This window comes from Microcoleus sp. OTE_8_concoct_300, assembly GCF_031383065.1.
In the GTDB taxonomy this organism is placed as follows: domain Bacteria; phylum Cyanobacteriota; class Cyanobacteriia; order Cyanobacteriales; family Microcoleaceae; genus Microcoleus.
The window spans coordinates 1-12,470 of sequence record NZ_JANMZH010000234.1 but is presented as its reverse complement, the minus strand read 5'-3'; the positions used below and the strand labels follow the sequence as shown (position 1 = coordinate 12,470).

Genomic DNA, 12,470 nt, shown 5'->3' with positions numbered 1-12,470 from the left:
GTCATGTTTTTTGGCTTAAATCATTGGTAAAAGCTATGTTTCGCCATCACAAGATTGACAAAACTTATATTGCCGAGGCCAGCTCAAATTCACTCATCTTTCTAAATGCTGTTTTCTGACTTTTTCAGCAAGCCCTAATTATTTTTCCGAAGACACATTATTTAATAAATTTTGAAACAAAAATTCTTTTTTCCAGTCAAATTCTGATGTTTTAGACTTGGGTAATGGCTGTGATATATCAGAACACCGTAAAGTTATTTTGTGACACAAACTTTCTTCAATCTCAATCAGCATAGCTCTACGACCTAACATTTTGGCTGCTTCTCCAACCACGCCTGAACCTGCAAAGCAATCCAGTACCATATCACCAGGATAAGAACTGGCTTCAATAATATGAGTAATCATATCTAATGGCTTTTCTGCTGGGTGTTTACCCCGGTAAGGTCTAACTGTTGGGAAATCCCAAACATCGGTATAGGGTATATTGGCAGTTACAGAAAAAGGTCGGATTATTTCTTGATAATCAGGTAATTCTGGGACTTGAGGGCTAAATTTAGACAACACCGATTTTAGTTTTTGATATTGTTCACGACTGGGGATGTTTTTGCCGGTCTCCCAATTTGATACTGCACCACCGTGATTGACACTGCCATACTCATTAATAGCTTCTGTTAGCTGAATAGTTGAGAGCCCTGCGGCTTCGCGGGTTTTTCTGAGCAAGCTACCAAAAGCTGATTGTTTGTTATTTGCCGCTGAGGCTGATTCAGCAAAAATAATCCGTTCCGAATGAAGATACCAACTCCTTAAACTTTCTTTTTTTGTCTTTTGCTTCCATCCATCATAGCCTGGTTCATTGGGTTTGGTCCAAGTAATTGAAGCTAGGACATTAAATCTTTCACCTAACATTACCTCAATTTTTGCTGCCATTTTATTAGAGGCAAAACAGTAGAGAGAGCCATTGGGAGCTAATACCCGCTGCCATTGCTCGGCTATATTGTCTAACCAGTGAAGGTAATCTCGATCATTTTTAAATCTTTTGTCGCCGGTAATGTTATCTTTTTTAGTAGAATGATAGGGGGGGTCTGTCACAATTAGATTGACACAATTATTAGGCAGTGAGTTTAATACATCTAAGCAGTCACCTTGGTAGAGAGTGACAGCAGGGGATTGAAAGTAGGTGTTCATTGGCTTATTTTCTCTATAGCGCTCTGTACTCAACCGCTCGATTCCATAATTTAAGTTATTATACATGGGAAACCGAACCTCAGTCTAGTCTGTAAGACAATTAAATGATGGGTTTTACTATCGCCGGGTTCAACCTCTTTAACAGCTTCGGGAAAAACAGCCTGTTTTATATTTTTTTGTAGGTCGCTTTTTCCGGGATTTATTGTAATCCCAAAGGGCGATTGATAATCGCCCTATTTCTATCATAACAAATCTTTCAATTTCTCATCTTCTCCCAACACCTTGATTACCTGTTTAATCTCCTGCGTCCTATCTTTTTTCACAATTAAAGTCACATTGCCATCTCTGACAACTACCACATCCTCTAAACCAATGGTGACAATCACCTCATTCTCATCCGCTGCATAGAAAATGCCGCCTTTGGTGTCAATTCCGACGTGTTTTGCTAACTCCACATTCGGTTTGTCTCCTTGCAGCAAACGACCGATCGCATTCCAATCTCCCAAATCGTCCCAGCTAAAGCCTACGGGCAGAACACAAGCCTTTTGCGTCTTCTCCATCAGCGCGTAATCGATGCTAATTTTAGGTAATTCTGAGTAAGCAGCGGCACCTTTTGCTTCCAAAGCTGCCATCATTTCCGGTACATGATTTCGCAATTCTGTCAAGACTGTTCCGACTCGAAATACAAAAATGCCGCCGTTCCAACTAAACTTGCCGCTGGCTACAAATTCTTCAGCAGTTGTGCGATCGGGCTTTTCCGTAAACCTCGCCACCCGATAAGCCGGAAAACCCCCAAAACTGCCAATTTCCTCACCTTGTTCGATGTAGCCGTAGCCGGTGGAAGCATAACTCGGTTTTACTCCCAAAGTGGCGATCGCATCCTGATTTCTCGCCAACTCAGCCGCCGCCTCCAAAGTCTTGACAAACTCCTCGGGTTCCCCAATCCAGTGATCCGCCGGGAAAAACCCGACAACCGCCTCCTCGCCGTAACGCTTGGCCGTTTCTATAGCCGTCCAAGCCACCGCCGGCGCAGTATCCCGGCCCTCCGGTTCCGCCAGCAAATTCTCCGGCGGTAACAGCGGCAACTGTTCGCGCACTCCCGCAGCCAACATGGACGACGTTACTACCCACAAATCATCCCAACCGTTACCTAAGGTCAAAAGTCTTTCTGCAGTAGCTTGCAGCAAACTCTTGCCGCTACCATCGAGACTTAAAAACTGCTTGGGGCGCTGTTTGCGACTTAGTGGCCAAAAACGTTCGCCTTTACCGCCGGCGAGAATCACAGGAATTAAGGTTCTACTCATGGTTTAAAGTTTAAATAGTTCACGTCCATTTTGCCCTGCTACCTGAGATCGTGTTTGTAAAGAATTACTGAGGCAGAATGACGATTGACTGTTGACCGTTGACTAATGACTGTTGACCGTTGACCGTTGACTAATGACTAATGACTAATGACTAATGACTGTTGACCGTTGACCGTTGACCGTTGACTAATGACTAATGACTAATGACTAATGACTAATGACTAATGACTAATGACTAATGACTAATGACTAATGACTAATGACTAATGACTAATTACTTCGACAATTCGATATTAAGCTCGTTCACGACGCGGCGTTTCAGCGGGAGAGATTTTTCTCTTGGCAGCAAGTCAAATACTTTCCTAAAAGCATCATCTACCTGTTCAAACGGTACTTGTCCTTTCGCGTTAAAAACTACTTTTCCCGATTGGTCGAGGATGACAGTTTGAGGTACGAAACCTTCGTAGTAATGGCTCGGTTCGGTGATTTTCGGTGACGGTTGCGGAGGCAAAGAGTCAACTGTTATAGGCATAAAATCGGCTTCGCGGCCGTAAAATTCCTGGAGTTGAGAGACGACGATCGCGTATTGCTTGGAGTCGCTGCTGTCGTCTGTGTAAAACACTAACAATACGGGTTTATTGCGTTTGAAAGAATCTGTGAGTTTTACTTTAGGAGGAACTAGGGAACCGTTGCCGGCGTAAAGGGCAAAGATTGTACCGTCATAGCGATCGTCTGTGAGAGATGCTAAGGCTGGTGGCGTGCCGGTTAGCAGTATCAAGCTAAGTGCGATCGCGACTGTTAAAAGACTGGCTGACAAGATTCGCCGCAGCAAGCCCAGCCCAGAAGCAGCAGTAACAAGTGATTTTTTTTTCTCAATAAATATCATAGGTTGTTGGCAGTTGCTGTAAGGAAAGCGAAATCAGATGCAAAAACTTTCCTAATTTTATCACCCAAATGTAGGCAAATGTTGTTGAGTAGGTTAAAGTAGTTTGAGATCGGCTATCATAGTTTGCTTGTTTTAGCGATCGACAAGGCAATTCTACTGACCGAAGAGCACTATTGGCGATCGGCTTTTCAGGGCCGGGCTGGAAGTGTCCGCGCCACAATAAAATTTATTGTTGGTGGGGTGGGCTTCTAGCTTCCCAGAAGGGTGCAAGATCTTAAATTAAACTGATTACTAGAAACTGACAACTGGGAATTTACAACTAATGATAGCTTTGCTTGACGCACTCCTCGCCCAAACGCCCGCTGCTGATGTTTCCGGCCAGGCTCAAATCAATCTGGTGCAGGCCATTGTTTTAGGAATTGTACAGGGATTAACAGAGTTTTTGCCTATCAGCAGCAGCGCTCATTTGAAGGTAGTGCCGATCGCCCTTGGATGGGGCGATCCCGGGGTTGCTTATACTGCTGTAATTCAGTTGGGCAGTATTGTCGCAGTGCTTTGGTATTTCTGGCAAGACTTGACAACTATAACTTTTGGTGCTGTAGATGCCGTGGTGCGGCGCGACTACAAATCGCCAGAGTTTCGGATCGCATTGGGGATTGCTTTGGGAACAATACCTATAGTCTTTTTTGGGCTGCTAATCAAGGCATTGGTTCCAGATTTTGACAAGTCGCCGCTGAGAAGTTTGGGTGCGATCGCCATTGCTTCGATTGTCATGTCCCTGCTGTTAGCAATAGCAGAAAAAATTGGCAAGCGCAATCGCACTTATGAAAAGTTAACTGTTCAAGACGGTATTTTGATGGGATTAGCTCAAGCAATGGCATTGATTCCGGGGTGTTCGCGATCGGGTTCTACCCTAACAGCAGGATTGTTTATGGGATTGGAAAGACCCGCCGCCGCGCGGTTTTCTTTTCTATTGGGAATTCCGGCAATTACTCTGGCTGGATTAGTGGAATTGAAGGGTGCTTTCGGAGAAGGAATCGGCGATGCTGGACTTGCAGCTTTGATCGTGGGAACGATTTCGGCATTTGTGTTTTCTTATTTGTCGATCGCCTGGCTGATGAAGTTCCTGCAAACTCAAAATACGTGGGTGTTTGTGTGGTACAGGTTGGCTTTTGGCGTGGCGATTTTGACCGCGCTTGCAGGTGGGGCAGTGAACAATATTTAAAAGATAAATTCGATAGCAGTAGGAGTGACATAAGTCGCTCAGCTCTCGGTCTAATTCAGAAATAGAACGCCCCATTACAAAAATATTATCAATGAAAGAAAGTCGGAAACCTCAACAGCAAGAGAATCTAGAGAATCTATTGATTCAGTGAAAAATAAATTTAGATCGGGACGATTTAGAGAAAATGTGCGCGCGTGCCGTTAAGGAGGAAGGCGAAAGATTTGTCTCCCCCCTTTTTTTCTTGAATGTGAGCTGACCACTTTTCTTTTATTTACACAACTCATTCAGAGGTTCTATAGTAACGAAAGATAGAAAAAAAAAATTATCGGATTCTGATAATATTTAATTAGATCCTCGACTTCTTTAAGAAGTCGAGGATCAGGGAATTCTATTTTTTAGCGATTAGTAGTGCGCTCGACCTTTGGGGAGTTTTTGCAGTTTATTGAAGCTTCCGCATATTGTTAATGGCTTTTTGATAGTTATCTCGATCACCTTGCTGCTGAAATAAGTCTGCTGCTTTCTGAAAGTCTTGCATCGCCCCGGGCTTGTCTCCCCCTTTAGCTCGGGTAACGCCCCGGTTTAAGTATGCAGAGGCATAGTTAGGATTAATTCGCACAGCTTCGGTGTAATCGGCTAGAGCACCCTGGCTGTCTCCCAAACGAGAGCGGGTAACTCCCCGGTTGTAGTATGCAGAGGCATAGTTAGGATTAATTCGCAAAGCTTCGTTGTAATCGGCTAGAGCACCCTGGCTGTCTCCTGAGTCATCGCGGGCATTCCCCCGGTTGGTGTAGGCTGCGGCATAATTAGGATTAATTCGCAAAGCTTCGTTGAAATCGGCTAGAGCACCCTTATTGTCTCCTAACTCATAGCGGTCAAGTCCCCGGTTTAAGTATGCAGAGGCATAGTTAGGATTAATTCGCACAGCTTCGGTGTAATCGGCTACAGCACCCTTGTTGTCTCCCAAACGAGAGCGGGTAACTCCCCGGTTGTAGTAGACAATAGCATCTGACGGATTAATTCGCAAAGCTGCGTTGTAATCGGCGAGTGCACCCTGGCTGTCTCCTGAGTCATCGCGGGCATTCCCCCGGTTGGTGTAGGCTGCGGCATAATTAGGATTAATTCGCAAAGCTTCGTTGAAATCGGCTACAGCACCCTTATTGTCTCCTAAACGATAGCGGGCAATTCCCCGGCCGTTGTAGGCTTCGGCATAATTAGGATTAAGCACAATTGCTTGAGTGTAAGCGGCTATAGCGCCTTGATAATCTGCTTTTTCATATTTTTCCTCACCCTGAATCAAGAAATCCTCAGCTTTCGTCTGGGCCACCACAGACGCACTCGGAACCTGAACAGATATAGCGAAAACTGCGGTTGGTTGTGCGATCGCACTTATGGCAACTGCACCAATCAACGCGATCGTCCGTTTGTTAAAATTTTTCATTGATTTTACCTGCGAATAAAATAGCTTTGAAATTAAACATACTCGCCTTTCTACACTAATTGCAAGCGATCGACAGGGAGGAACTTCAAAGCTATGTTCCTCGTACAAACTTCGCTTAGATAGAAGGACAGAGGATTTGTCAGGTGTTAATCGGGCATTAGCGATTAGTAAGGCGGCACTTTATTGAAGTCTCCTCAGAATGTTAATAGCTTTTTCATAGTTGTTTTTATCTCCTTGCTTCTGAAATAAGTCTGCTGCTTTCTGAAAGTCTTGAATTGCACCCTGCTTGTCTCCTAAGTCAGCGCGGGTAACTCCCCGGTTTAAGTAGACACCAGCTAAGTTAGGATTAATTCGCAAAGCTTGGTTGAAATCGGCTACAGCACCCTGCTTGTCTCCTAATTCAGTGCGGGCAACCCCCCGGCCGTTGTAGGCTTGGGCTAAGTTAGGATTAATTCGCACAGCTTGGTTGTAATCGGCTACAGCACCTTGCTTGTCTCCTAACTCAGAGCGGGCATTTGCCCGGTTGTTGTAGGCATTGGCATAATTAGGATTAATTTGCAAAGCTTGGTTGAAATCGGCTACAGCACCCTCCTTGTCTCCTAAACCACGGCGGGCAACCCCCCGGCCGTTGTAGGCTTGGGCTAAGTTAGGATTAATTCGCACAGCTTGGTTGAAATCGGCTACAGCACCCTGCTTGTCTCCTAATTCATAGCGGGCAATTCCCCGGTTGGTGTAGGTATTGGCATCGTTAGGATTAATTCGCAAAGCTTGGTTGTAAGCGGTTACAGCACCCTGCTTGTCTCCTAATTCATAGCGGGCCACTCCCCGATTGTAGTAGGCTTGGGCTAAGTTAGGATTAATTCGTAAAGCTTGGTCGTAATCGGCTAAAGCACCCTCCTTGTCTCCTAATTCATAGCGGGCAAGTCCCCGGTTGTAGTAGGCTTCGGTATAATTAGGATTAATTCGTAAAGCTTGGTTGTAATCGGCTACAGCACCCTCCTTGTCTCCTAAATCATCGCGGGCAACTCCCCGGTTTAAGTAGGCTTTGGCATCGTTAGGATTAATTCGCAAAACTTGGTTGAAATCGGCTACAGCACCCTGCTTGTCTCCTAAACCATAGCGGGCAATTCCCCGGTTGCCGTAGGCTTCGCTATAATTAGGATTAAGTTTAATTGCTTGGTTAAAAGCTTGTATAGCACCCTGATAATCTCCTTTTTCATACTTTTTCTCACCCTGAATCAAGAAATCCTCAGCTTTCTGCTCTGCTACCAAATCTGAGTTGCCAATCTTAGCAACGCTGTAATTTTGACTGTTGATAAACTCTACGACTGTTAAGTCAACTTTGGGCTGTTTTTTCAAGGTAGCGTCAGCATCACTCCCCTGCTTGAGAGTGAATAGCAAAGTCCTATTCGTACAAGTATCCTCTTGATTAACAGCAGCGCACACCCCGGGTTCTGCATTCAGAATCACAGTGTTAATATATTTGAGAGTACGGTTGTTAAAAAAGCTATCATTTCCCGCACGACTGGGTTGACAAAATAGTATACTGGTGGTACCGGCAACTAACGCGGTCATGAGTCCTGTCCAGATTTTGAATTTCATAAATTAAATATTTTTGCTTTATTCTGTCACAGCTCAAATAAATTCACAACCCAGAACTAACCCTAATGCTAAAGGCGATCGCCTTTAGCAAACTTCAAGCAAAAACCGATAATATAACCATGAGCGAATTGTCAACACGTCCAGCCCTAATTACCAAAGTCATCCCCGACAGCATCGGCGCCGAAATCGGATTTGAAGCCGGAGACTCAATCGTCGCCGTCAACGGCCAAAAACCCCGCGACTTGATCGACTATCAATTCCTGTGCGCGGATGAATTTCTCGAACTAGAAGTTTTAGATGCCAAAGGCAAAACACACAAGTTAGAAATAGAAAAAGAGTATGACGAAGACTTGGGAGTGGAATTTGAAACTGCTCTTTTTGATGGACTAATTCAGTGCAACAATCGCTGCCCTTTTTGCTTCATTGACCAACAGCCTCCGGGAAAGCGCGAAACTTTGTATCTCAAAGATGATGACTACCGCCTCAGCTTTCTTTATGGTAGCTATCTCACTCTCACAAATCTGACTCAAAAAGAGTGGGACAGAATCGAACAAATGCGGCTTTCTCCTCTCTATGTTTCCGTGCACGCTACCGAACCGGAAGTGCGAATTAGACTGTTAAAAAATCTCAGGGCTGGGAAGATTCTCGAACAAATCAAATGGTTTCAAGAACGCCGCTTGCAAATTCACGCTCAAGTAGTTGTTTGTCCAGGTATTAATGATGGCGAACATTTAGAACGCACTTTGTTAGATTTGGCAAAGTTTCATACGGGAAATATTCCCGCTGTAGCATCGGTGGCTGTAGTGCCGGTGGGTTTAACTCGCTTTCGCCCAGCCGAAGATGAACTGATCGCCGTAACTGCGGAAAAAGCGCGAGAAGTAATCGAGCAAGTGCAGAAAATTCAAGTGCTTTTAAGTAAAGGAAAAGGCGGCTCAAAGGCGAAAAAGCAGAAGTCAAAATCGCGCTGTATTTGGCTGGCTGACGAGTGGTTTTTAATTGCTGGTTTAGATTTGCCGTCGGCTGGAGATTACGAAGATTATCCGCAAATTGGTAACGGTGTCGGTTCTATCCGCCAGTTTATCCAGCAGTTTGAAACGGCTTTTGAGAAGCTGCAACCGATGCAAGTCGAGCCAGAGCGCAAGTTAGTTTGGGTGGTGGGGAATGCTGTTGAAAAAGCTTTTGAGCCGATCGTACAACAACTAAACCAAATTCCCGGCTTGTCCGTCAACATGGCAGCTCTGTGCAGCCACTACTGGGGACAAAGTATCACTGTTACGGGTTTGCTCACCGGGCAAGATTTGCTGGAAGCTTTGCAGGGACGAGACTTGGGAAACGGCATCCTGCTACCGTCGGTGATGCTAAAACAGGGGGAACCGCGTTTTCTAGACGACATGACCGTCGAACAACTCGCCAGCTTGCTGAAAACCCGGATTTTGCCGGTTAGCGGAGTAGAGGAACTAATCTCGGCGGCGATCGGTCGGGCAACTCCTGAAGTTGAATTGTAAATTTTGAACCGAACATTCAAAAGTTAAGATGAGTAGGGTAATTTTGACTTGTAACTGGCGAGTTCAGGCTACAAACTAGAAACTTGAAGCCAAATCTTGCTCTAAAATTGTCTCTAGGATTGCAGACTAATTAAAAAATTATGCGTGTTTTTCGTCAAATCATCGGAGTCGGAGTAGGCGCTGCAATTACTTTGAGCAACGCCGCACAGAGTGCTTCAGCACAGCCTCCGGCTCAGTCCCAGGACAGCTTGGCCCCTAGCAATCAGCTCGTCGAATTAGGGCCGAATGTTCGATCGACCTCGAACACAGCGCCAGAATCAGCCTCAGATCCCGAACAGTCGATCGCCCTTAACCCGCCAACCTCCGACTCTGGGCAGCCAGTCCGAGCGAAGATCGCATCAACTCCCCCAACCGGGCCTTCGCTTGCATCAAAGCCTCAACAGGCTGCTCCGGCTTCCCCATCAACTCTGTCTCAGGGCGGTTCAACGCCTCAAAGAGGTTTGGAACCGACAGACCCTCAGCAGCCTTCCCCGAGCCCTCTCAACAATGTTCCTGTGCCGAGTTCCCCGGTACCAATTATCCGGGGCACTCCGAACGAAAGTTTCCCCCCTCTCACTCCGAAGGGCATTTTAGACACCAAGCCTCCGGCTTCCCTAGAACCCAACCCGAATCCGCTGCTGTTTCCGACAAACCCGGAGGATGTCAGGATCGAGCAAACAGAGTCAATTACCTTGCAGCAGGCGATAGACCTCGCCCGCCGCAACAGCCAAGTTTTGCAAATCGCCCAAAAGCAAGTGGAACAAACCAGATCCGTTTTGCGCGAACAGCAAGCTGCTCTTTATCCAGACCTGAATTTTCAAATGGACGCCAGCCGCCAAATGAGTGCCGGCGGAGAACTCCAAGTTCGGGCTCAGCAGCGCCAGTTAAACTTTCGGGCTAACCAAACCGGGCAGCCCGCCGACCAAGCCCGGCCAAATTTCGGCAGCAACAGTCTCAACAGCACTTTGCAGTTGAGCTACAACCTCGATTTGTTCGGAGGCCGGCGCGCTACCATCCGCGCGGCAGAGGAACAGTTGCGCTTTCGGGAACTGGATGTGGAACGCCAAGCCGAGGAACTCCGCTTCGACACTGCTGAGGCTTACTACAACTTGCAAAACGCAGACGGACAAGTTGCCATCCGCCAAGCTTCGGTGAGAAATGCCCAGCAAAGTTTGCGGGATGCCGAAGCCCTGGAACGGGCAGGGGTGGGAACCCGGTTTGCTGTGTTGCAGGCTCAGGCAAATTTGGCTAACGAAGTGCAACAACTGTCAGTGGCCCGTCGTGACCAGCGAGTTGCCCAGCGGCGTCTGGCTGAGATTTTGAATATCAGCCAGACGGCGAACTTGACAGCGGCTGACCCGGTAGAGCAAGCCGGCGCTTGGAGGCTGTCTTTGGAAGAGAGTATCGTGCAGGCTTTTAGGAATCGCCCCGAGTTGGAACAGCAGTTGGTGCAGAGAGATATCAGCCAGCAGCAGAGGCGATCGATTCAGGCGGGGCGTTTGCCTCAAGTGAGTGTCTCGGCCGCCTACAACGTGCTGGGGCAAGACCCTGACGACCCGGGCCGGTTTGTTCCTCGCGGCTGGGCGGACGGGTATTCGGTGCGGGCGAGTCTGACTTGGAGTATCTTCGACGGGGGCGCGGCGAACGCCAGGGCGAGACAGCGGGAGGCTGAGATGACGATCGCCGAAAGTCGATTCGACCAACTGCGCAACCAGGTTCGCCGGGAAGTGGAACAAGCTTATTTTGGCTTAGAGTCGAGTTTTGAGAATATCGAAACTTCAGAGGCGGGGGTTTTGCAGTCAAGGGAAGCTCTGCGTCTGGCGAGACTGCGGTTTCAAGCTGGTGTGGGTACTCAGACGGATGTGATTCAGGCGGAAACTGATTTGACTAGGGCTGAGAGAAACCGATTGTCGGCAATTGTCACCTACAACCTGGGGCTTTCGTCTCTTGAGCGGGCTGTGAGCAATCTTCCCACTAATAACCTCTCGGATGCTCCTTGAGATTGGGTTGGGGCGATTCCTGCTCGGGATAGCGACGCTCGCGCCCACCTTTAATTACAAGGGCAATTAGACATCGGGGTATTAAACGTCCGACACATTAGTTAATATTTTGTAATAGAGTTCCATGTCAACTGCGTTAAGGAATCGGCAATGGCCAACATCAAGTTTGTGAAGGAAAATCAGGAAGTCATCGCAGCAGACGGAGCCAATTTGAGGCTGAAAGCTCTAGAAAACCGCATCGATTTGTACACATTTTCGGGAAAGATGATGAATTGCGGGGGCATCGGTCAATGCGGCACCTGCATTGTGGAAATTGTCGAGGGAAGTGAAAATCTGTCGCCCCGCACTGACTTTGAAAACCGCAAGCTCAAGAAAAAGCCCGAAAACTATCGCTTGGCTTGTCAAGCTTTGGTCAACGGTCAGGTCAGCGTGAAGACTAAACCCTGACTCTCAGAAGGCATTCGGCATTCGGCAGCAGATGCAGAAGGAAAGAAAAATGCAGAATGCAATAATTTTGTTTTTTTTTCCTATTTCACTGTATAATTACGCCTTTTGCCGGGCTAGGAAAAGAAACTTGGTTTCTAGGACAAATAAGAGATTGGGCAGCGAGGTATCTAGGCAGAAACCGGGTTTCGACGCTTGTCCGTAAGCTCTCCTTCTGTCTTCGAGTTTGCCTTTTGCCTTTGAGTGATATCCTAGTTGTGTGTGTTTTCCTATTTTCCGATAGAGGCGAGCGTCTTCATGGAAGTTAACGATTTAGGGTTTGTGGCAACCATTCTGTTTGTATTGGTGCCCAGCGTTTTTCTAATCATTCTGTACATTCAAACGGCTAGCCGTCAAGGTAGAAAAGATTAGCAACTGCTGCTATTTCTCTCTGGCGCAAGCTGCTTGCAAAAAAAGCGCCAACAGCTTTTTGCTGAGGCGCTTTTTTTGTTAAATGTTGAGTGTTGGCTGCTAACTGTTAACGTTGACATCCACCCCGACCTGAAGGTATGGGGATTCCCAAACCTCACGATTTGAATTTATGCTTCGGGGCAACTGCCTCCACCCTAAAAGAGATTTGGTCTTATGTTCGCTCTCGCGCACTAACCCCGCAAGCCCTGCGGTTTTTACGTGTCGAATACCAAACGGAATTCTTCGTAGTGTTGATTCTAGGGATGTTTATCATTGCCCTATCGTCTTTTCCCGGTCTACCGATTTTGCGAAAGCCGCCAGCACAAGGCTGAACTTCGCTCGTATAGGCTGTTTGATCCATCGTCTCGGGTGGGTCGTTGACCAATTATATT

At 46.9% G+C, this 12,470-nt stretch carries 10 protein-coding genes; 5 read left to right on the top strand and 5 right to left on the bottom strand.

What is annotated here, in order from left to right; genetic code table 11:
* Positions 1 to 138: 138 nt before the first annotated feature.
* The 3 genes from ACUVJL_RS11330 to ACUVJL_RS11320 all read right to left on the bottom strand — a co-directional run bounded on the left by ACUVJL_RS11330 (position 139) and on the right by ACUVJL_RS11320 (position 3,375).
* Positions 139 to 1,251, bottom strand: coding sequence for a DNA-methyltransferase (locus tag ACUVJL_RS11330; protein ID WP_445245933.1), 1,113 nt, complete (start codon positions 1,249 to 1,251; stop codon positions 139 to 141).
* Positions 1,252 to 1,427: 176 nt separating this feature from the next.
* Positions 1,428 to 2,489, bottom strand: coding sequence for a mannose-1-phosphate guanylyltransferase (locus tag ACUVJL_RS11325; RefSeq protein WP_445245932.1), 1,062 nt, complete (start codon positions 2,487 to 2,489; stop codon positions 1,428 to 1,430).
* A gap of 274 nt (positions 2,490 to 2,763) precedes the next feature.
* Complete coding sequence (locus tag ACUVJL_RS11320; RefSeq protein ID WP_445245931.1) at positions 2,764 to 3,375, bottom strand: thylakoid membrane photosystem I accumulation factor; 612 nt, start codon at positions 3,373 to 3,375, stop codon at positions 2,764 to 2,766.
* A gap of 322 nt (positions 3,376 to 3,697) precedes the next feature.
* On the opposite strand from ACUVJL_RS11320, the gene ACUVJL_RS11315 reads away from it, so the two are divergent.
* A complete protein-coding gene (locus ACUVJL_RS11315) occupies positions 3,698 to 4,600 on the top strand; it encodes an undecaprenyl-diphosphate phosphatase (protein WP_445245930.1) in 903 nt (300 codons plus the stop codon).
* A gap of 439 nt (positions 4,601 to 5,039) precedes the next feature.
* Here ACUVJL_RS11315 and ACUVJL_RS11310 read toward each other — a convergent pair whose 3' ends face one another.
* Together ACUVJL_RS11310 and ACUVJL_RS11305 are read right to left on the bottom strand one after the other, a co-directional pair.
* Positions 5,040 to 6,038 (bottom strand): tetratricopeptide repeat protein, encoded by a 999-nt coding sequence (locus ACUVJL_RS11310; RefSeq protein WP_445245929.1) that lies wholly within the window; start codon positions 6,036 to 6,038, stop codon positions 5,040 to 5,042.
* 180 nt (positions 6,039 to 6,218) lie between these two features.
* Positions 6,219 to 7,640 (bottom strand): tetratricopeptide repeat protein, encoded by a 1,422-nt coding sequence (locus tag ACUVJL_RS11305; protein ID WP_445245928.1) that lies wholly within the window; start codon positions 7,638 to 7,640, stop codon positions 6,219 to 6,221.
* Between the two features lie 119 nt (positions 7,641 to 7,759).
* Here ACUVJL_RS11305 and ACUVJL_RS11300 point away from each other — a divergent pair, with 119 nt between their 5' ends.
* From ACUVJL_RS11300 to psbM, 4 genes are all read left to right on the top strand, one after another.
* Positions 7,760 to 9,145 carry a TIGR03279 family radical SAM protein gene (locus ACUVJL_RS11300; protein ID WP_445245934.1) on the top strand — a complete coding sequence of 462 codons (1,386 nt, stop codon included), beginning with the start codon at positions 7,760 to 7,762 and terminating at the stop codon, positions 9,143 to 9,145.
* 140 nt (positions 9,146 to 9,285) lie between these two features.
* Positions 9,286 to 11,184 (top strand): TolC family protein, encoded by a 1,899-nt coding sequence (locus ACUVJL_RS11295; protein ID WP_445245927.1) that lies wholly within the window; start codon positions 9,286 to 9,288, stop codon positions 11,182 to 11,184.
* A 150-nt stretch (positions 11,185 to 11,334) separates the two neighbouring features.
* A complete protein-coding gene (locus tag ACUVJL_RS11290) occupies positions 11,335 to 11,631 on the top strand; it encodes a 2Fe-2S iron-sulfur cluster-binding protein (RefSeq protein WP_333443819.1) in 297 nt (98 codons plus the stop codon).
* A 294-nt stretch (positions 11,632 to 11,925) separates the two neighbouring features.
* Positions 11,926 to 12,039 (top strand): photosystem II reaction center protein PsbM, encoded by a 114-nt coding sequence (gene psbM, locus ACUVJL_RS11285; RefSeq protein WP_015177760.1) that lies wholly within the window; start codon positions 11,926 to 11,928, stop codon positions 12,037 to 12,039.
* Positions 12,040 to 12,470: the final 431 nt, after the last annotated feature.